This is a genomic window from Timonella sp. A28 (assembly GCF_051200815.1).
Taxonomy (GTDB): domain Bacteria; phylum Actinomycetota; class Actinomycetes; order Actinomycetales; family Cellulomonadaceae; genus Timonella.
The window spans coordinates 1,053,996-1,073,777 of record NZ_CP195159.1; the positions used below are offsets into that span (position 1 = coordinate 1,053,996).

The following is a 19,782-nucleotide window of genomic DNA, read 5'->3' on the forward strand; positions in this document are numbered from 1 at the left end:
GTGTCATCAGGCTTACATCTGTGCGCCTACGTTAATGCAGTCCGTAGTTGTATCTGGTGAGTTTCCACGCCTGTTTGGAGTAGTCCAGTTCAACCCAGTTGGTGTGCTGCAAATGCCCTAAAAGTTGCGGAGATTCTGGCAGGTTCAAGAGTGTGCGCACTCCTGTAGCGATTGCTGAACCGTGGCTCACAAAAACGAGTACGGGAGTGACATCAGTGGCAGAACCATAGGTTATTTCTGTGTGCTGTCTGATTGTCGCGGCGACTCTGCGCCCAACATCGATTCCGCGTTCCCACCCAGGAATGTTTGGGTCTCCCCCAGCGTCACGAACTTTTAACTCGTCGGGGTAGAGACGAGCCACATCGGAAAGGTTCATGCCTTCCCACACACCATAACTGCGTTGGGTAATCCCCTGTTCAATGCGCACGGGAATGGATGCGTCTTGTTCAGCCAATAATGCGGCCGTAGCAGATGCGCGTTTTAAGGGAGATGTGAAAACCGCTGCTGGTTTTCCATACAGGTTAAGGAGTGTGCGGGCTGCTTGCCGGCCAAGTTCTAGGCCGTGTTCGTTCGTGTCCGTGTCTGAACGCCCTTGTAACGTTCCCGAGAAATTCTCTGCGGTGGGTGCGTGCCGCCACAGCACAACCTTTACTTTCTGCACTCCCCTAGTTTAAGCGTCTTGTGTCACTACACTGATGGGACTCCATGCTTAGGTGCATGCGGTAGTAGATCGTACTGCGAGGCCTCAACAGGCGTGGGGCCTCGCAGCACAGTCGCGTTTTACGCTAATTTCATGGTGGTTAAGCAGGTTGCGTCTTCGTCGCCGTGTGTTGAAATCTGTGTTGTTGCAGATTTTCCTTCACTTTCAACGGTTACTGTTGCGTCAATGTCGCGTGGAAGCCACACACCTACGAACCCGTTGTCGAAGGTTTGTGTTGTTTGTTCAACGAGTGTTTTTCCTGTTGCGTCGTCAACAATGGTGAGTGTGATGTCCTTGTTGCCTAGTTCACCGCGGCAGGTTGTTAACGAATGGAAATGGCATTCGTGGGTTTGGCTCACGTACGGCGCGATAGACAAGTAAAACTCGTCGTCAGGCATAGGCAATGTGGCTTCGCCGTTGTCTTGGTCTATGAGGAGCAAACCTGTTGGACGAATTGAAGCGCGCAAGTCACTTGGACGATCCGCAACAGCTTGCGCATCAAGGGCGGCGATCACTTCTTTTGCTGATTTTCCAGAAAGGTCATGTGCGGCAAGAATTTCCTGCGCTTTCGCGTCAGATGATGCTTGTGAACTCTGCACGGTCGTCGCGTCTTTAGAGCTGTCGGTGTCCGTGGAGCATGCAGTCAACGTGAGGACACCGACACAGGCTAACGCAACAATTGATGCCACACGACGACGATTTTTTGGCTGAACGGTACGAGAAATGAACATGGTTGATCCTAAAAATGAGTAGTGAAAGAAACATAGAAAACATTCATGCAGACAGCGCATCTGCGTAAAAAACTATGTGACTTTTAGGTCCTCATGACGCACAAGGCTGTGCGATCAACACGTGGCGTATATGTCAATACGGCCCATGCGGAATTGAACCAAGCCCATTCGCGCACACGCATCACATTGACTACGGGTGGCGGAAGAAGAAACCACAGCAAGGTCAGCATTAACGCTAAAACACAACTTGCGGCTTGCAACGAATGATCGCCCACGCAGTTCGTGCATGGCATTGCCGTCTGCGCAGTTTCCGCAGATTGCGTTTCACTGCCGTGCACCATGCTATGCACGTGACTATCTGAAACTGTGACCGATGATGACGCGCCTGTTAGTTGCCCATGCATGAGCGGCTGACCTAAAACCAGCACTGCGAGCGCAAGAAAAGCGCATGCCAGAAACGCAGGCAAGACACGTAACCGTGTGTGCGTTCTTGTCATCGTTGCTCTTTTCATCCTCGCCATCATAAACGGTCAACCTGCTAAAACTCCGAGAGCTTTACCGTTACTTACTGAACAGTGAGGCTCTGTAGTTCAGTCGTCTTGACGCAGTGTTTCTGGGGTTCTAGCGTGAACATAAGAGGCTGAACGGCCGTTCAGTCTGTGCTGTTACCTACAGCAATTTTGCCAGACGACCACACCCGTTTTGGGGGAACAATGGCCTACCACTATCGAGGTAGTCAGCCCGCACAGAAGAAAAGGCCCAGTACTGAACTCATTATTCATGCGGCCATAGATTTGTTTGGGCGGGAGGGTTTTTCTGCTGTCACGATCAAAGATATTGCAGATCAGGCGGGTTATTCGGCTCCGCTTGTGATACACCATTTTGGTTCTAAAAAAGGTTTGCGTTCTGCCTGTGATGCGTACGTTTCTCAACATATTTTGCAGGCGAAAGCGCAGTCTGTAGAGCAGGGACATGGCATAGGAATAGAGCACCTGATTACGCAGCTTAATGATGGTGAACCTATTATGCGGTATCTGTTTCAAGCTCTTATCGCTGGTGGCCCACACATGGATGCACTCGTTGATCAGCTTGTTGACGATGCAGAAATCTATATGAAAGATGCGGAACATAGTGGGCTTGTCACGCCTAGCCCGCATCCTCGTGAACGGGCTGCGCTCTTACTTTTGTGGAACCTTGGGGGCATGATGTTCCACTCGCATATGAAACGTCTTATCGGGGTCAGTTTGATTGACGACCCACCAGAAAAGTGGGGCCCTTACCTCACGACGGCTATCGATGTGTACAGCCGCGGGGTACTCACGCCAGGCGTATACGAGCAGGTCATTGAACAACTAGCAACGTCACAAACACACACCACTCACGGAGAGGCTCAACAATGAGTGACCCAACACCGGTCATCGAAACCCACAATCTCACCAAAACTTTTGGACCTGTTCGGGCTCTTGACGACCTGAACTTAACAATCAATCCGGGTGAGGTGCACGGCTTTTTAGGGCCAAATGGGGCAGGTAAATCGACTACTATCCGCATTTTGCTTGGCGTGTTGAAGGCAGACAGCGGAAGCGTGCGACTGTTTGGGCAAGATCCGTGGCGTGACGCTGTCGCTTTACATAAAAGGCTCGCTTATGTGCCTGGCGATGTTGAGTTGTGGCCTACCCTGACAGGTGGTGAAGCCATTGATATGTTCCTTCGGCTGCGGGGGTCGTTTAACCCTGCACGTCGTGATGAACTCATTGAACGGTTCGATCTTGATCCGCGGAAAAAGACCCGCACCTATTCGAAAGGTAATAGGCAGAAAGTAGCGCTTATTGCGGCTCTCGCAGCAGACGTTGATTTGCTGCTTTTGGACGAGCCGACTGCTGGTCTTGACCCGCTCATGGAGGCAGTATTCCAGGACGTTATTCGTGACGCACAAGCGGATGGGCGTACTGTGCTGCTTTCCAGCCACATTCTTGCGCAGGTCGAGGCGCTTTCTGATCGTATTTCGATTATTCGTCAGGGTCACATTGTGGAGACTGGAACGTTGTCGAGTATGCGTCACATGACTCGTACTGCGGTATCGGTTGAGACTGATCGTCCGCAGGAAGCGTTGCCTACGATGACGGGCGTGTATAACGTGGCGCACGCTCACGGCCACACCTCATTTGAAGTGGATAGTGAACATTTATCGACTGTTTTAACGTATTTGACGTCTCTTGGTGTGCGGTCGCTGGTGGCGCATCCTCCCACGTTGGAGCAATTGCTTATGCGTCATTACGGTGAGGTTCACGCATCGGTCACTCCTGATGAGGTCGCACAATGACCGGGGTAAAGGTGGCACACACTCCTGACACCTCTGTTTCGGGCAAGCGCAGTAACGAGAGCACGTTTGCGGGCACTGCAGGGTTGTTACGGCTGATTGCTCGTCGTGACAGGTTCCGTACAACGGCGTGGATTCTTGGCGTCGGCACGATGGGTTTCTATTTTGCAAACGCCATTAAACTTGTGGCGCCTAATCAAGAAGAGCTCGTTAGTTTAACTGTAATGTTTGCTGATCCTATTGGGCGCATGATGACGGGGCCCGGCTATGGCATGGATGCCCCCACACATGAGCGGTTTTACTCTGCCGGGTATGTGCTTTTCTTATACATACTGATTGCGTTGATGAGTATTTTCACTGTTATCCGCCACACGAGGGCCGATGAGCAGGCGGGCCGGGCTGAACTGTTACGCGCAAATATTGTTGGACGACATGCAGCACTTACCGCAGCCCTCATTGTTACTGCCGTAGCAAATGTTGTCGCTGGTGTACTCGTTTTTGGTGGTTCTCAAGCCGCCGGGTATGCGGTGACAGGGTCTGTTCTGGTTGCAGTTGGTGGTGTTGCCACAGGGTTGTTCTTTGCCGGGTTGGCTGCTGTTACTGCGCAACTGACGTCGTCGTCGCGAAGTGCAAGCGGATTAGCTGGCGCCATCTTAGGAATCGCATATTTGGTGCGCATGGGTGGAGACATGTCCGAGCCTGGCGGCTCCACTTTGTCATGGTTCTCTCCACTAGCGTGGGCGCAACAAACAGCACCGTATGTTCTTGACCGGGCCTGGCCGCTACTTTTGCCAACAATAGGTTTCGTAGCATTGTCGGGTCTCGGATATTGGCTGTCCACACAACGCGACTTCAACGCAGGTTTGCTGCCGCCACGACTCGGACGCGCAACAGCTGCACCCTATTTAGGCACGCCTTTAGGGCACGCGTGGCGTATCGTTCGGGGCACTCTACGTGGCTGGGGTCTTGCACTCGTACTCACCGGTTTCATGTATGGCGCGTTCTCTCAAGCCATGATTGACACTGCGGACAGCCTGCCACCAGAATTTTCGAAACTCTTTGCTGGGCACGATTTCCTTCTAGGCTACTTCGCTTACATGGCCGTATTTATGGCTATTTTCGTTGCAGCAACAGCAGTTTCAGGACTGTCACGGATACGTTCTGAAGAGGAAAGCGGACGAGCCGAATACGGTTTATCAACCCCAATCGGCCGAACCAGATGGCTGACAGCACACATCACCATTATTTCGGTGGGCGTGCTCCTCATTTTGGCGGGTACTGGAGTAGCTATGGGGCTTTCAGCTACAGCAAGCCTCAAAGAACCAGTTGATGGAGTGATGAACGACCTCATCCTTGCATCCGTCCATCAACTACCTGCCGTGTTAGCGATCATGGGAATTGTTGTGGCGTTATACGGTTGGCTACCGCGTGCAAGCATTGCAACAGGCTGGATTCTTGTCGGTTTCGCGGGGGCGGTCTCTTCGTTCGGACAGCTACTAGACCTACCTCAAGCCGTACTCAACCTGAACATTCTGGGCCATTTAAGCGCCTACCCTGTTGAGCCAGTGGACTGGACACCTGTCTTATGGCTGACGGGGATTGGCTGTGTTGGTATCGCCCTGGGTCTTGTGGGCTGGTCTCGTCGTGAACTTAACCGAGCATAAATAGCACAAACCAACATGCAGCGGCTTCACCACGCGTTATGTGGTGAAGCCGCTGCATGTGAAACTTTATTGAATGTGCAACAGCACTGTGGGTAAATCCCCTACCGGCTTCCCTGTCGCCTTCTCTATAACGTCATGCAAAACTGCCCAATCGCGTGGATGCTGCTGCTGGTATGTGGCTAAAACTTGTTGCGCTTCCCCCGCAGAAAGAAACTCTGCATGCGCCGGGACTCTACGTAGACGCCCACTAGACACAAAACATCTCTGATCTGACTGTAAGTTTTGATACCACTGCGACTTTTTGCCCAAGCCACTCACAATAACGAGTTGTCCTGGAGCCGGACGATCTACAACTTCTAAACACACAAACCGAGACTCACCAGTTTTGCGTCCCCTGTGTTCAAGCAAAAGGATACGAGGCCCTAAAAGCCACCCCATTTTGAGGCGATACAACCAGATTGGGGCGCGTGCCATCCGCCGGTTGGTTAGCATTTTTGCACCCACATCAGACAGCATGTTTAACCCCGCATCCACAACACTTGTACCGGCGCACTCTACTATTCGTTGTTCAAGCCTAACGCTCTGAAGAGCTCAACCATTGCGCAAAAGTTACTGTTCCTGTTTTTCTTGGTTCGGCCCCAAGCAGTTCACCTGATGCGAGCCCTCGTCCATAAACGCCAAGGAATCGTGTCTCAAGAACTTTACGAGATACACCATCAGCTTCGAGTTGACGTCGAGCAAGGTCGGCGAGGTTCTCCTCTTGTGGCCCGACGAGATCAATGGCCCTACCTGCAGGGTCACTGTGTGCAACATGGACAAGGTGTTCTGCAACTTCGCGCGTGGAAACGGGCTGTATCTGCGCTTTCGGCATCACAGCGACGGGGCCCTTTTGACCTGCAAGTATCTGCCCCGCAAACTCATGGAACTGTGCCGTGCGGGCGATTGTGTATGGGATTTTCCCTGCTTCGATTGCGCGTTCTTGCGCAAGCTTCCCGGCATAATATGAGGCTTCAACCCCGTCGATTCCAACAATTGATAAAGCAACATGATGTTTCACACCGGCTTGCTCTTCTGCCGCAAGCAAATGGTGAGTCGTTGTTTCAAAGAAGTGTTTTGCTTTACGTGCGCTCAACGTGGAAATGTTCAACACGTCAATAACAGCGTCCACTCCTTGCAAAGCACTAGTGAGCCCTTCACCTGTAAATACGTCGACTCCTTGCGTTCTGCTTATAACGACAACGTCGTCGCCTTGTGCGCGCGCTGCTTCAACAACATATGCGCCAACCGTTCCACTTCCACCTGCAACAGCGATTTTCATGTTTACCCCTCTTACTGATCTGGCCTGTAATCCTCATTGACGATGACAGGTTTTGCTTCACCAATTGGAACCGTCGTAACGGTTTCCGTTGTCACTGTTCCGGATATTCGAGTCCATGTTGTCCCATCAGTACTCCACGATCCGACCCATTGTGTGCTTAACGTGATTGGGTGTTCACCAACACGGTTGTAATGGTGAACTATTTCATTATTCTTGACCCACTCGCTGCTTGCACGATCAGTTTTGTTGTCTTCTAACGGATTGTCGCTCCATTGAATGTCAAAAAATTGTGGGACTGCTCGTATTGTTACTTCTTGCCCGACTACAACCGTCGGAATTATTTGAGATGCCGTACTTGTTTCAATAAAAACTGGAAGTTTAATAATTCCTGGGTTTTCGTTTGACAGGTCGGGAATTATTTTCAAAGGTGATGGTTTTATTTTTAGTTTTTTAAAGTCTTCTATAGTGACGACGAGAGGCGGAGCACTCGAACCTGTCTTTTCTGTTGGACAGTCTCCAATGATGAAGGAAGTGTTTGTTATTTCGTCGGTTTTCTTATTAATCGTATCCACGAACCGAAGTCTGACGTCAAGGTCATCGAACTCGCATGTAGGCTTCGCTACCGTACGCAGCGCTTCAACAGCGCAGCCCACGACTTGTGAGAGTTCAGGACATAACTTATCTCGTTCTTTGACAAGCAAAGTTGGAACTTTTTTAATGGTTTTGTGCAGAGCCTTCTGTCCATGCATTTCATGCTGGATTGAGCCTGACACTACAATCGTGTCTTTTCGTTTTCTTTCACGTTCATATCGTGCGTTAATGTCTGACTGATCATTCGCATAGGCAGGCACTATCGTTGCGATAACTCCGGCAATTATGGATATGTGAAGCACTTTATTGAAAAAAGAAAATTTCATGAAAGTAATCCCCATTCGATTACTGTCCATTTTCCTTCATTAAATCGAACAAGAACCGCATCATATGTTTCTTCTTTTTCTTTTTTAAGATACGTAACTTTCATATCTTCAGCAGAATAAACAACGGATGATAGTGCTTGTGTTTTTAACGTTACGCCCCATGCTTTTTCATTTAGCTTGTCAACAGCTGAAACCTCAATAACTCTGAATGGATCAGAAGCAAAAAGTTCTTGAGTTTCGTTTAGATCATTTTGCTGTTCAACAAGTCCTGTGCAGGCTTCACATTTTGCGTCCGAGGTTTCTTGCAAAAGTTCAACGTCACCTGTCATTGAACTGTGATTGAGGACGGTAAAGAAATAAATCGCTGCTTCTTTGGCTCCCTTTTTGTCATTATTTTGCATAGCAGCGGGAGGCTTAGGGCGCGTAGCAGGTGGCACCACTTGAATGAGATCCCCTACTTTTGCTTGATCAAGCGGAACAGGAGTTTCCGTTGGAGTTGACGCAGGAGACTCTGAAGTCGCAGTAGGAGCAAGATGGGCGTTGCTACTCTCTGCACCGCAGGCAGAAGTGGCAAAAAACGTGCACAGCAGAATAAGTGCGCAACTAACCCGAGATCGCTTAATCATATTCACTACATGACATAAACACACCACAAGCGACACTGCACCGGCTCAAGTCACCATGTGGATAAGTCAGCCCTCAGCGATTACACGTGTATGTCATGCCCCAAAAATAATAGGAAGACCATCCGTGAAAATCGCCATCTCTCGCTGTTCACACACGAGGCGATACTCCTCCGCAGAAAAACCCTCACCAGTCAAAGCACGAGCCCGCTCCGCATATTTAAACCCCGCAGGAATACCACCAGAATTCAAGATTTTCACGTTGTTGTACCGCAGTTGCGCGCCCGGCTGTATCACCCCACGCGCCTCATACTGATACAACGTGACACACCACGAATACGCTTCACCATGCGTAAAACCAGCCCACTCGCCAGTTTCCACAAGGGTGTGTGCGTCGTCGTACATCCACCGCGTGTGGATGGCATTCCACCCTGCAGCCCGATGCTGCGCCTGCGCAATCTCAGCATGTGCCACAACGTTACGGCGTTCGTCTTCTAGTGCACGCTTCACTTCTGCAACAAGGTCAGAAAAATCGATTGGCCGCGGATCAATATCGTAAACACGAACAAAACCTGTAGGCCGGTACTCACTCAACACACGTGCCGCAACCTTCTCAGCATCAATCTGAGAACAGTCATACACGTTAGGTGAAACACCCACATTTAAACCAAGATCAGCCCACCACTGCTCCTCAGGAGCCGGATAAAAACGTGCACTCTCAGGGCATACAAGAACAGACATAACGGTGCTCCAACGTTCTGGAGAGGACCCTCCATCGAACCTTGCATCAGTTGTTTAACTGAAGCCCGTTCTTTCCCTGGGGCACCCGGAAGTCGATGACTCGGGTTGCCGTGCAGCCGGCCAGGTACCGACAACTGCAACTCGTGAACGTGAAAACGACTGTAGCAAAAAACAGCCAAAAACGCACCCCAAGCAGGTCAAATCTTAATACGGCACATACACGCCCATTCGTATCGCGGTAGGCTATTATTATGGCCACATCACAGCACACTTCCAAAGTGCAAGCCGAACATTCTGAGGCAGAAGCTTGGGTTGATCCACGCGAGATCATCCACGTTGGTGTGCTCATGGCCAACGGCAGGCTAGCTCCCCCGCACTTTCGCCAACCGAGAAGAAGCCCAAGCATGGGCGCACGACGACGAAGAAGTCGTCGAATGGAACATGGTGTGTGAATGTGACCGGTAAAGAAACACGCCCCCACGAGATAACACTCACAGGGCTACTCATCTGCACAAACGAAACAGAAGCCCACACCGTCCGCGAACATTTACCCCTACACGTTGAACTGACTCGCGCCGAAAAAGGCTGCATTTCCTTTACCGTCAATCCCACCAGCGACCCGCTCGTCTGGGAAGTAAAAGAACGATTCATCGACGAAACGGCTTTTCAACACCACCAGCACCGAACCTCACTCAGCGTGTGGGCTGCCGCAACAAAAAACATCACACGCGAATACAACATTCACAGTGGTGCTAAAACGTCCAGCACCACCTAACAGCCCCACACAGCAGACAACCTTTTAACGTCTGTTCTTCCACCGCATAACACCACATGCACTCAGCACAACTGCTACCGCAATGCTTATCTGTGGTGCTTGAACAAACGTCACAGCAGCTACACCTACAAGCGCAGCACATATGATCCCGTCACACACCCACACGGCTTGCGCATATACGCTCATGTCTCCCATTGGTGTGGGTATCGGGGTGAGAAGCACCGGAGGCATGGGCCCTTTAATGGTGTAGATGATACGCGTAAGAACAGTAAACGTACTCAATATCAGGACGCCGCCAAGAGCCGAAAACATCGGACCCGCAAACATGAACGCACCTACACACACCCCAACAATGAGTAGAGCCGTCAGCGTCACGGTCGGAAAAATAGCGTGTTGAGCGACAAGGCTCTCGTCGCTAAGCCCATACATAGACACACCACCAGCCGTGTGAAGCGCATGTGTAAGGCCCGGCATGAAAGGGTTCACGCCAAAAAATAGTAGTATCCCAGCGATTCCGGCCACGAGGAGATCTGGTGTTGTCGCGTGCGTTGCGACCCCGAAAAGCACACCCGCACTTATGACCACAATGCTCCCGACGATCAGCCTGCTCGGTGTTCGTAACGCACCTACTGCGTCTCGAACAAATAGGGTGGTTGCAACAACAGAGTGCGGTCGTAGTGCATGAACTTTGCGCGCGATTGTCGGGTGCCGCTGATAAGTCTGCGCGGCTGCACTCATTTCTAATCTGATCACCCGTTGGGTAGCGGTTTCCCACCGGTGGGCTTGATCCAGCGCCCGGACGATGTGCATGGCGTTCAGCAATTTAGGGACAAAAGCAAGCAGCACACAAGCAACAAGAGCGAGCAACACCGTAGACACATCACCGCTGTGGTCAGCGCCAGGATAGCTACCCCACCACCACGGTGTAGCGCTTCGGAACGCAGGAACATATGCTGCCGTACCCGCTAACATCATCAGCACGAGCGCGGTCCAACCCGAAACTTTCGGCAAGGCTTGCCCAGCAAGCCATGCACACGCTGTTACTACTCCCACGAGTACGCCCGAACAGGAGAACACTATCGCGTCATGCAGTGTGATGTGATTGTCGCTCAACAATACGCAGCCAACGAAAGACGTCATAAAAGTTGTTGCTAGAACGACCCCACCAAATGCACGCGATACAGGTTTCATAAACATTCTGGTACGTGCGATGTCACTGGACGCAAAGACATGTAAGAGAACTGGCGGAAGCAGCGCTGGCCCGCGTTCTCGTCCAATCAAGAGCGCACACGTCCACAGCCCTACGATTATGTGTGCTGTTGCTGTTGGTGCATAAGAAGAAGTAAGTGCTGCAATGCCCTCGGGACTAACAGCGATCATCCATAACGCATATAAAACAGGTAGCAGCACGATAAGCCCCACAAAAATAATGGTGTAAAGGCTGTAAGCCGTACTGTGCTGGGCATTATCTTTTCTGTGTGCCCACACGAACAAAGCGGCTTGTAATCGCATACTCATACGGCAGTTTTCAGCAAGAGGCGCTGGCTTTTCATCATTGAGCTAAGAACATCGCTGTGCGTAGCAACAACAACGGTCGCTCCCTCATCCAGTCTCCTTTTCAAGGCACGACATACAAGCTGTACCTTGTCAGCATCGAGTCTCTGTTCTGGTTCGTCCAAGACAAGCAAACGGAAAGGCCGAGCCAACACCATCGTCAACCCAAGCAATTGAACCTGACCCGACGACAGTTCATGCGGATACCTATGAGCTAAATCAGCAATCTGTAGTTCGTCAAGAAACGTTTCAACGCTTGACTGCTCTGTAAAGACTTCATGCGTTGAAGATTGCTTCTTAACAGGTTTCAAGAGACCCCATGTTGCACGCACCAAAGCCACATGATCTTGAACGGTAAGGTCTGATGCCAGTGGCGGAAGACCAATCATTGCAGCAGCGTCACGTCTAAACGAGGCACACTTTTGTGTAGGTGTCTTACCTGCAACAGTAACGACACCTGCAGTGGGTTTCTGCATTCCTACCAGCACTCGTAAAAGCGTCGATTTCCCCGAACCGTTCGGACCGTGGATAGCCGCGGCAGCTCCTTCGTCTATCTGCATAGACACCGGCTCCAACAACGCGCTCTCCCCGACAGACACGCTCACGTTTTCTAACCTGATCATGTCACTGCACCTGAACGACGAAAACCTTTAAAATTCATGCGCAAAAAAATTCCCTTAAAGATAGATTGCCGTCACATCTTCAAGATGCCGCACAACACGTGCGAATCTTGATAAAACGGATAATAAATTCTGATAGGAATTATCCATCACCACCCTATGGGGTAGGCAATCATCCTTAAGTACCGTTTGTGTATATTTACTGAGCGTTTATGAGGTTTCTTCCGTACTTTGGTGGGTTCTTAAAGAAAAACACGGGGATGGTTTCGTTCTTGTGCCGAATTTTCTTCAACGATTTATTCCAGATACCCCAAAACATGATGCTGGCTAGTATCAAATTGACCAACGCAAACCAGAGGTTAAACACAAAAGGAGTTATAAGATAAATCGCCCCCAACGCTAATGCAATCCAGCCAAGTAGCTGATGCGTTGTAGGAAACTGCTTTGAAACCGTTGGGATTGCAAAGTACAAGATAGCATTCGCGATGAACGGGCTGGTCAAAAGAGCAGACCATTCAAATATTTGCGCAGTTGTCATATTTTTACTGTTAGCCGCACTGGCGGCCCTTCCAGTTCCATGCACCCCGTTGACCTGTAACACCGCACTATGCGGATTACGCCCACAAATGGAAAACCCGCCCAACCAAAAGGTTGAGCGGGTTTTCACTGTACGAGCTGTCTCAATTTCTCGAGTGGAGCTAAGGGGACTCGAACCCCTGACCCCCTGCATGCCATGCAGGTGCGCTACCAGCTGCGCCATAGCCCCAAGCACTCAACACGAAAGTTACCCTACGCAAATGAGCACGTTCATCTTAAACCGAAACAGGCACTAATTCCTAATCCCGCATCTAAGACTGTTTTTTATGGTGTGGGCGCGGGGACGAGGACGGGTTTTCGTTCTTCGATGTTGAGGGGCTCGGTGGTATCTGTTGTGGTTGCTGTGCCGGGGATGGGAATCCACGTGGTGGTGTCGAGAGAATAGGCTCCTGTCCACGTGGTTGTCAGCGTGATGGTGGGTGTACTGATGCGGGTGTAAGTGTGTTCGTAGTCGTTATGAGGGTAGGGCTTGTTGGGGCTGGTGGTGGTAAAAATTGTGCCGTCGCCGTAATCCCACGTGTATGAAACTGGTGTTGCTTTCACGGTAATGTTTCGGCCGAGCACTGTAGCGGGGAGAATCTGCGCGTCGGGTGAGGTGGTCACCCACACCGGAAGATTGATGATGCCTTGACCGTCATGAGGTTGCAGGCTGATTCCGGAACCTTGTAAGGGTAGTTTTTGGAAATCGGCTTGGGTTACTTCAAATACTTCACTAGCTGCCGGGTCAGGTTCAGCGATGCAGTCACCTTCACGAAACTGCGTCCCTACCAGTTCATTCGTGTCAGCGTCATAGGTATGTAACCGGTATGCGGCTGTTACCTGACCCTCCGCACATTGCTCACGTGTTTGAGCCAGCAACACACCACACGTCACACCACCAATCCCACCCGAGTAACACACCTCCTCACGCACCACAAACACAGACGCCCCACCTTGAGAAGAAGGTGTGTGGGACTTTGTTTCTTTTGACTTTATTTTTTTGGCGTAAGTTATTGCTGCGCTGGAATTTTCGTTATCAGCACGACTCCAACTTGATCGAACAGATTCCTCGGTTGAACTTGTAGTGAAGGTACAGAACGCGGCGAGAGTCAAAGATAGTATTTTTGTTTTCATTTTGAGTACACGAACCCCACTAGTTTCCACTGCGAATCTTCATACATGAGCATGAGTTTTCCGCTATCAGTAGAGCCAGACTCTTTTGAAACGACAACACTATTTCTATCTAAAATTTCATGATCTTGAACAGTAATTTTCGCCTCTGCGAACCAATGATTGTTTGCTGCCTTTTGAGGCTTGTTTTCTAACTCAAAGCCGACAACAAAGTTTTTATACTTGTGCTGCTTTTCTTTAAGATCAGCAAGTATTTCTCTACTCGTCTCACATTGAATACAACCATCTACGGCGAAGGTGTCAAGGAGGTCAGTTTGTTGGGTGGCCATGATGTAGGTGATCATTTTCCCGAAATAATCAGCTGCTTCTGTCGCGCCTTGCGCATCATTGTTGGCCATGCCTGCAGTCGGTTTAGGCAGTTCTAATTGTGTTGCAGGTGGACTCGTCGAATCACTTGATTCAGAGGTGGGAGAGGAAGGCGTGACTGTGGGTGAACTTAACGCAGATTCCGGTTCGGTACTACATCCCGACAGGCCAAGAGCAACAACACATACAACAACACCACAACACAACACGGAAAAACGTTTATAAAGGGACATCTACATATCCCACCAAACCCCACACACCCCGCCCATAGACACATCTACCCTGTGGAAAACCACAGGGTAGTTAAAGCCAAAAACAATTTACATGCTCATTGCGTTTTGTAGCGCCTAACATCGGATCGCCTAGGTCATCTTCTTTAGGCGTGGGCTTTACCAACCGCAGCGCAAGCCACCACACACCGACAGTTACAGCCCAAATACCGGCACCAAATAGAGTGAATTTAAATCCCTCACTGCTGCAAGCTATTTGATCTACAGGATCATCAAACTTTGATTCAGCATCAAAAATCCCATAGATCCACTGATTAGCGGCCCCACCACACACAACTCCATCGATGTCGACCATTGCTTGAGTAAGCCACCAACCACCGAATAACCCAATACTTGCGACTGCACATGAACCCCACACAACGACAAGAACACTCAGCGAAGGTCGAGTTCGTGATCTTTGTATTGTCACGATCAACATTGTGACGCCAATGGCCCCCACGATAAATGTGGGTATTAGAAATCCGGTATATGCCAGCACATATTCCCCTTAGATTAAAAATCTACCTATATAACTAAAGTTACGTTCACATGTTAAAGGCTTTTTAATACTTATCGAAGAAAACAGTGAAGCAGAAGCATCCTTCGCTTGCAAAGGCTTGCAGCATGCAAGGCATAGGATGGACAGCATGGATACGACCGAATACATTAACGGCTTTGCCTCATTTATTCAGGCAAGCCCATCTTCCTACCATGCCGCCCACGAAGCAGCCCGCCAACTCAAAGACGCAGGGTTTACCGAACTCAACGAAGCTGACCCGTGGATTGCACCCAAAAAAGCCTTCGTCGTCCGTGACGGGGCAATCATCGCGTGGATAACCCCAGATAATGCCGCCACAACCGCGCCCGTTCGTATCCTCGGCGCACACACCGACTCCCCCGGGTTCAAACTCAAACCACAATCAACCATTGGTTCACACGGCTGGTTACAAGTAGGTGTAGAAATTTATGGTGGCCCGCTTCTTAACTCATGGTTAGACCGTGAACTAGAACTCTCCGGCCGTCTCGTCACAAAAGACGGTGAACAGCACCTCGTCCGCACCGGCCCATTCATGCGGATACCGCAACTCGCTATCCACTTAGACCGTGAAGCAAATACCGGCTTAGCATTAGACAAACAACGCCAAACCGCTCCAGTGTACGGTGTCGGAAACACTCAAGACGCAGACGTACTCGGCTATTTAGCAGACATCGCTGGCGTCCCTGCACAACACATTGCAGGGTATGACATCATCTCCACCGACACCCAACCACCCGCACGCTTCGGCAAAGACAACACACTGTTTGCTGCACCACGCATGGATAACCTGTCTTCAACATATGCGGGCCTTGTCGCACTCTTAAACACCCCAGACGACAGCGAACACATTTGCGTGTTTGCAGCGTTCGACCACGAAGAGATCGGCTCCGAAACCCGTTCAGGAGCGTGCGGCCCATTCTTAGAAGATGTCCTCACCCGTATCTATGACGGTTTAGGTTCAAGCGTTGAAGAAACCGCGCGCGCGTTAGCATCCTCGTGGTGTGTTTCCGCCGATTCTGGCCACTCGATCCACCCTAACTACGGCGAACGGCACGACCCTAACGTGCAACCTATTGCAGGTAGCGGGCCGCTACTTAAAATTAACGCGAACCAACGGTATGCGACGGACGCTGTTGGGGCAGCATTGTGGGCGCGGTCATGCGAGAAAGCTGGCGTGCCGTATCAAGATTTTGTGTCAAACAACAACAGTCCGTGCGGCAGCACTATCGGCCCACTTACTGCCACCCGTATCGGTATTCGTACCGTCGATGTTGGAATCCCATTGATTTCAATGCACTCAGCACGCGAACTCTGCCACGTTGATGACGTCGTATATTTGTCTCGCGCAATTGAAGCGTTCTTCACCGGCGCATAACGTCATAACCGTACAAACAAGCGGCGGACACACTAGTGTGTCCGCCGCATTGTTATTTACGCATCAAGTGTTTGTTCTGCACCTAACTGCGTGAGGTCTTCAGGGCCTTCCGCCCATTCTTTGCCACCGAACGTAACAGAAGGACCAACGTTATGTTCGACGAGGCGCCACGCTGGCGCTGCGCCCACAGCAGTGTTGCGTGAAAAGCTTCGACCAGTGCACGTTGCTCATTCCAGCAACACCGCGCCATGTCGTTGGGTCTTGGTCGAGCAGGGTCGCAATAGCGCAGGAAATCGCTGCACCGTGAGAAACAACAAACAATGTTTGGGTGTCTTCTAACGAAACTGCCGCCTCAAAAATGGCTTCGACCATGCGCTGTCCGACAACCGCTTTTGATTCGATGCCGTCAATGTTTGGTTCAGCACCGCCACGCCATTGAGCGAATTCTTCTGCCCACTCAACGGAGATCTCTTCGCCTGTCATGCCTTCCCACGGACCGAAAGACCGTTCACGGACTCGCGCATCTACCTCAACATCCATTTCAGAGAATTTCGAGGCAATAATGTTGGCGGTTTCGTGTGCTCGGGATAGGTCAGAAGCAAGGATTAAGCCTGGTCGGCGTCCACGTGAGAGTACTTCTGCGGCGGCGGTTGCTTGCCAACGTCCAACGTCGTCAAGGTCAATGTCTACTTGACCTTGTAAACGCATTTCCGCATTGTATGCAGTACGTCCGTGGCGGATGAGGACAATATGTCCGGCTGCCATCGACGATCAGCTTTCGAAGCCGTCAAGCTTAGGGAAACCGTATTCGTCTAGTTCGTATTCTGGTGCTGTTCCGTCGCCGCCGCGTGCGTCTTCTGGAAGCTCAATTGCTGGGCAGTCACCCCACAGTTTTTCCAAAGCGTAGAAGGCACGGTCTTCTTGGTGCTGTACGTGCACGACGATGTCACCAAAGTCGATGAGGACCCAGCGTCCACCTTCTTTTCCTTCACGACGAATAGGTTTTACATCTACTTTGTGCAGGGCTTCTTCTACAGCGTCAACGATTGCGCCTACTTGACGTTCGTTGTTTCCAGAAGCGATAACGAAAGCATCAGTAAGTACGAGGTGCTCGCTGACATCTAATGCGATGATTTCAGCGGCTTTGCGGTCTGATGCTGCACGTGCAGCAGTAATTGCAAGTTCGATTGCGTGCTCTGTTGCAGCCACGTTTCTCCTTTAAAGTCCAACAGCGTGTTGGGGTCGTCCAACTCAGTGTTGGATTGGCGTATTTCTGCCATCCATTATTTCTTAATTTTTGGTGAAAGCGATGGCGTGCTCTTGTGACATTGTCGGGCAACCTTAAAAAGGCTGCCCGACAATGCTGTTACAACAAACTATATGTTTGTGAATATGTGACGGATGCGGCAGAAGCATCAGGCTTTGCCTCAGTTGTTGGATTCAGTGCAACTTTCCAAATGATCATTCCTAGCACGAATGCAACAGCGATCAAGATGATGTAGTGCAACCACGTGTATGAGTGGTCGAGTTCGTACTCTTCTTCATCGTCGTCATCATCGATAGCGTTCGATAGTCCACTAGGGTGCAATCCATCACGGCCAAAAGGACTTGGCGGCTGGTTTGGTTGCTGCGCTGAACCAGAACCTGCAATGGAATCCCATCGTGGTTGCCCATCAGCGTTCGATTGGCTTGACGCATCACCAGAAACTGGCGAGAACGATGGTGGCGAACTTTGGGATTCGCCTTGGTTTTGCCAACTCTGACGAACCGGTGAGGTTGCTTGTGTTCCTTGAATGTCATCGAATGATGGTGCAGCGGGTCGAGCCGCACTCGTCACAGGTTCAAACGCAGCGGCTTGGGTTTGTTGCGCTGCAGCTTGTGAACGGTTAGGGAGGTCGCGGCCTTGACCTGAGACAGGCTCAAAAGGCGTTCCTGTCCCGTTAAGTTGAGTTGCGAAAGAATCGCGTTGTAATGCTCTTTGGCTTGGCCATTCTGGAAGCATTGCTGCTTCTTCTTGCGCACGTTCAATACGTGCTTGCGCTGAGGCGCTTGCTATTGCTGCCCAGTTGCCTTGCGCATCGCGTTCAATGCGCGGAATTGGGCTACTTGCTGGTGCTTGGCGCATAAATTCAGACACGTTGTGTGGCTGTTGCGGTGAGGCTTGTGGGCGTCCACTCGTGCGTTGCGGGGCGGATTCAGCGGAGCGGCTATGTCCTGTTTGTTGCGCGAATTCTCGCGGGTCAACAAGGTTTGATATTGTTCCGGTTTCTTCAAGCTTTCGTACAGCGCTGGCTTGTTGTGGCGGAACTACGTTTGGAACGCCAACTGCTGGTCCGGGCTCGTACATGGAACGCCGGGTAATGTTTGCGGATTGCTGCGGCGGTTCAACTACTTGCCGCTGCGGCATTGGGTTCGCATAGTTTGGTTGGTTTGGAGGTTGGCTCGGGGGCTGCCGGTATTGTTGTTGACTGCCGTATGAGGCTGCCGACGGTGGTGCTTGCGCGGGTGATGCTTGTTGTGGTGTGGTGTGTTGCGTTCCACTATGTGCGGCTCGTTCGCGAAGTTCACGACGAGTTGCAGGCCGCCCTTGGGAGCCTTGTGGATGAGAACTGCTCATTTCGACGCCTCAATCCCCTCTTGCGAATACAGACCATGCTTTGCGATGTACTGCACGACGCCATCTGGGACGAGATACCACACGGGTAGCCCCTGACGGGAACGGCGTCTACAGTCAGTCGATGAAATTGCCATTGCTGGGACTTCAAGCACGCTTACGCGTTCTTGTGGGAGCCCTTCCACATCGATGTGGTGTCCAGGCCGTGTCACAGCAACGAATTGTGCCATGTTCCAAAGTTCGTGTGCATCTTTCCACGACAAGATTTGCGTTATCGCATCAGCTCCGGTGATGAAGAAAAGTTCATCGTCGGGGCGTTGCGCTTTGAGGTCTCGTAGTGTGTCTACCGTGTAGGTGAGTCCGTCACGGTCGAGGTCTACTCTGCTCACTGTGAACTGGGGGTTTGATGCTGTTGCGATAACAGTCATTAAGTACCGGTGTTCGGCAGCTGTAACATCTTGGTGTTGTTTGAAAGATGGTTGTCCTGTTGGAACAAAAATCACTTCATCGAGATTGAAGCGTGCTGCTACTTCGCTAGCGGCAACAAGGTGCCCGTGGTGGATTGGGTCAAAAGTTCCACCCATTACTCCGACACGGGCCCTCGTCTGACGTGTTGTAGTGTTCACGCTTCAGTTATCTTCTCTTCTCAATCAGTGGCGGGTGTGTACGCTCTTGAACGCGTAGGTAACCAGCAATGTTGCAAAGAGTGCACAGAAGGTGATGACACCGTAAGCTACAGGGCTAATTGGGAGTTGGTTCACAACCTCAGATTCGGCTGCTGCGACGATCAATGATGACACGGGTTCCTCCAGTATTTCTTTGCGCGTATCGTGCTCTTTATAAGAGCGAATTTCACCCGGACATCAAGTCTCTCATGTTCAGTGCGGGCTTTTGAAGTGAAAGATGCCACCTTCACATCTGATTCACGCGGATCTTTCACCTATTTTTGG

The 19,782-nt window shown here is 50.8% G+C and carries 25 protein-coding genes, 1 tRNA gene, 1 pseudogene and 1 riboswitch; of the genes and pseudogenes, 6 read left to right on the forward strand and 21 right to left on the reverse strand.

The features are described from left to right. Positions 1–31: 31 nt before the first annotated feature. The 3 genes from ACR9EC_RS04965 to ACR9EC_RS04975 all read right to left on the reverse strand — a co-directional run bounded on the left by ACR9EC_RS04965 (position 32) and on the right by ACR9EC_RS04975 (position 1,928). Entirely contained in the window at positions 32–661 is a 630-nt protein-coding gene (locus ACR9EC_RS04965) for a histidine phosphatase family protein (RefSeq protein ID WP_435300395.1), read from the reverse strand. Positions 662–780: 119 nt separating this feature from the next. Then, positions 781–1,431 carry a CueP family metal-binding protein gene (locus ACR9EC_RS04970; RefSeq protein WP_435300396.1) on the reverse strand — a complete coding sequence of 217 codons (651 nt, stop codon included), beginning with the start codon at positions 1,429–1,431 and terminating at the stop codon, positions 781–783. Positions 1,432–1,514: 83 nt separating this feature from the next. Beyond that, entirely contained in the window at positions 1,515–1,928 is a 414-nt protein-coding gene (locus ACR9EC_RS04975; RefSeq protein WP_435300397.1) for a hypothetical protein, read from the reverse strand. 162 nt (positions 1,929–2,090) lie between these two features. Here ACR9EC_RS04975 and ACR9EC_RS04980 point away from each other — a divergent pair, with 162 nt between their 5' ends. The 4 genes and pseudogenes from ACR9EC_RS04980 (at position 2,091) to ACR9EC_RS04995 (ending at position 5,415) form a co-directional block, all read left to right on the forward strand. Further along, positions 2,091–2,831, forward strand: coding sequence for a TetR family transcriptional regulator (locus ACR9EC_RS04980; protein WP_435300398.1), 741 nt, complete (start codon positions 2,091–2,093; stop codon positions 2,829–2,831). 74 nt (positions 2,832–2,905) lie between these two features. Continuing rightward, a pseudogene (locus ACR9EC_RS04985) lies at positions 2,906–3,253 on the forward strand (ATP-binding cassette domain-containing protein); the annotation flags it as partial. A gap of 33 nt (positions 3,254–3,286) precedes the next feature. Further along, complete coding sequence (locus ACR9EC_RS04990) at positions 3,287–3,754, forward strand: hypothetical protein (RefSeq protein WP_435300610.1); 468 nt, start codon at positions 3,287–3,289, stop codon at positions 3,752–3,754. Beyond that, positions 3,751–5,415: an ABC transporter permease gene (locus ACR9EC_RS04995; RefSeq protein ID WP_435300399.1), complete on the forward strand. Its 1,665-nt coding sequence runs from the start codon at positions 3,751–3,753 to the stop codon at positions 5,413–5,415. The genes ACR9EC_RS04990 and ACR9EC_RS04995 overlap by 4 nt, the downstream gene beginning before the upstream one ends. Positions 5,416–5,481: 66 nt before the next feature. Here the strand turns inward: ACR9EC_RS04995 and ACR9EC_RS05000 are convergent, their stop codons facing one another. From ACR9EC_RS05000 to ACR9EC_RS05020, 5 genes are all read right to left on the reverse strand, one after another. Continuing rightward, complete coding sequence (locus ACR9EC_RS05000; RefSeq protein ID WP_435300400.1) at positions 5,482–5,931, reverse strand: nitroreductase family deazaflavin-dependent oxidoreductase; 450 nt, start codon at positions 5,929–5,931, stop codon at positions 5,482–5,484. Between the two features lie 58 nt (positions 5,932–5,989). Beyond that, on the reverse strand, positions 5,990–6,733 hold the full coding sequence (locus ACR9EC_RS05005; RefSeq protein WP_435300401.1) for an SDR family oxidoreductase: 744 nt from the start codon (positions 6,731–6,733) through the stop codon (positions 5,990–5,992). An 11-nt stretch (positions 6,734–6,744) separates the two neighbouring features. Continuing rightward, on the reverse strand, positions 6,745–7,650 hold the full coding sequence (locus tag ACR9EC_RS05010; RefSeq protein WP_435300402.1) for a hypothetical protein: 906 nt from the start codon (positions 7,648–7,650) through the stop codon (positions 6,745–6,747). After that, on the reverse strand, positions 7,647–8,276 hold the full coding sequence (locus tag ACR9EC_RS05015) for a DUF6318 family protein (RefSeq protein WP_435300611.1): 630 nt from the start codon (positions 8,274–8,276) through the stop codon (positions 7,647–7,649). The genes ACR9EC_RS05010 and ACR9EC_RS05015 overlap by 4 nt, the downstream gene beginning before the upstream one ends. A 93-nt stretch (positions 8,277–8,369) precedes the next feature. Further along, positions 8,370–9,014 (reverse strand): hypothetical protein, encoded by a 645-nt coding sequence (locus ACR9EC_RS05020; protein ID WP_435300403.1) that lies wholly within the window; start codon positions 9,012–9,014, stop codon positions 8,370–8,372. 32 nt (positions 9,015–9,046) lie between these two features. Next, a riboswitch (SAM riboswitch) is annotated at positions 9,047–9,163 on the reverse strand. 305 nt (positions 9,164–9,468) lie between these two features. On the opposite strand from ACR9EC_RS05020, the gene ACR9EC_RS05025 reads away from it, so the two are divergent. Then, a complete protein-coding gene (locus tag ACR9EC_RS05025; RefSeq protein WP_435300404.1) occupies positions 9,469–9,789 on the forward strand; it encodes a putative quinol monooxygenase in 321 nt (106 codons plus the stop codon). 24 nt (positions 9,790–9,813) lie between these two features. Here the strand turns inward: ACR9EC_RS05025 and ACR9EC_RS05030 are convergent, their stop codons facing one another. The 7 genes from ACR9EC_RS05030 to ACR9EC_RS05060 all read right to left on the reverse strand — a co-directional run bounded on the left by ACR9EC_RS05030 (position 9,814) and on the right by ACR9EC_RS05060 (position 14,735). Then, complete coding sequence (locus ACR9EC_RS05030; protein ID WP_435300405.1) at positions 9,814–11,307, reverse strand: hypothetical protein; 1,494 nt, start codon at positions 11,305–11,307, stop codon at positions 9,814–9,816. Continuing rightward, positions 11,304–11,966 (reverse strand): ABC transporter ATP-binding protein, encoded by a 663-nt coding sequence (locus tag ACR9EC_RS05035; protein ID WP_435300406.1) that lies wholly within the window; start codon positions 11,964–11,966, stop codon positions 11,304–11,306. The genes ACR9EC_RS05030 and ACR9EC_RS05035 overlap by 4 nt, the downstream gene beginning before the upstream one ends. Positions 11,967–12,162: 196 nt before the next feature. Beyond that, the gene (locus tag ACR9EC_RS05040; RefSeq protein WP_435300407.1) at positions 12,163–12,630 is read right to left on the reverse strand and encodes a hypothetical protein; all 468 of its coding nucleotides are present in this window, start codon (positions 12,628–12,630) and stop codon (positions 12,163–12,165) included. Between the two features lie 26 nt (positions 12,631–12,656). Beyond that, positions 12,657–12,729: transfer RNA gene (locus ACR9EC_RS05045), tRNA-Ala, on the reverse strand. 95 nt (positions 12,730–12,824) lie between these two features. Beyond that, positions 12,825–13,481, reverse strand: a complete 657-nt coding sequence (locus ACR9EC_RS05050; RefSeq protein ID WP_435300408.1) for a hypothetical protein — start codon at positions 13,479–13,481, stop codon at positions 12,825–12,827. 188 nt (positions 13,482–13,669) lie between these two features. Further along, positions 13,670–14,269, reverse strand: coding sequence for a DUF6318 family protein (locus ACR9EC_RS05055; protein ID WP_435300409.1), 600 nt, complete (start codon positions 14,267–14,269; stop codon positions 13,670–13,672). Between the two features lie 70 nt (positions 14,270–14,339). Continuing rightward, on the reverse strand, positions 14,340–14,735 hold the full coding sequence (locus ACR9EC_RS05060; protein WP_435300410.1) for a hypothetical protein: 396 nt from the start codon (positions 14,733–14,735) through the stop codon (positions 14,340–14,342). A 217-nt stretch (positions 14,736–14,952) separates the two neighbouring features. On the opposite strand from ACR9EC_RS05060, the gene ACR9EC_RS05065 reads away from it, so the two are divergent. Next, a complete protein-coding gene (locus ACR9EC_RS05065; RefSeq protein ID WP_435300411.1) occupies positions 14,953–16,218 on the forward strand; it encodes a M18 family aminopeptidase in 1,266 nt (421 codons plus the stop codon). Between the two features lie 56 nt (positions 16,219–16,274). On the opposite strand, the gene ACR9EC_RS05070 is transcribed toward ACR9EC_RS05065, so the two are convergent. The 6 genes from ACR9EC_RS05070 to ACR9EC_RS05095 form a co-directional block, all read right to left on the reverse strand. Further along, complete coding sequence (locus tag ACR9EC_RS05070) at positions 16,275–16,406, reverse strand: hypothetical protein (protein WP_435300412.1); 132 nt, start codon at positions 16,404–16,406, stop codon at positions 16,275–16,277. Then, entirely contained in the window at positions 16,369–16,983 is a 615-nt protein-coding gene (locus ACR9EC_RS05075) for a histidine phosphatase family protein (protein ID WP_435300413.1), read from the reverse strand. The genes ACR9EC_RS05070 and ACR9EC_RS05075 overlap by 38 nt, the downstream gene beginning before the upstream one ends. Before the next feature lie 6 nt (positions 16,984–16,989). Then, entirely contained in the window at positions 16,990–17,427 is a 438-nt protein-coding gene (gene rsfS, locus ACR9EC_RS05080; RefSeq protein ID WP_435300414.1) for a ribosome silencing factor, read from the reverse strand. A 157-nt stretch (positions 17,428–17,584) separates the two neighbouring features. Next, a complete protein-coding gene (locus ACR9EC_RS05085) occupies positions 17,585–18,835 on the reverse strand; it encodes a hypothetical protein (protein WP_435300415.1) in 1,251 nt (416 codons plus the stop codon). Beyond that, positions 18,832–19,458 (reverse strand): nicotinate-nucleotide adenylyltransferase, encoded by a 627-nt coding sequence (gene nadD, locus ACR9EC_RS05090; RefSeq protein ID WP_435300416.1) that lies wholly within the window; start codon positions 19,456–19,458, stop codon positions 18,832–18,834. Before nadD ends, ACR9EC_RS05085 begins: the two co-directional genes overlap by 4 nt. Positions 19,459–19,482: 24 nt before the next feature. After that, entirely contained in the window at positions 19,483–19,632 is a 150-nt protein-coding gene (locus tag ACR9EC_RS05095) for a hypothetical protein (protein ID WP_435300417.1), read from the reverse strand. Positions 19,633–19,782: the final 150 nt, after the last annotated feature.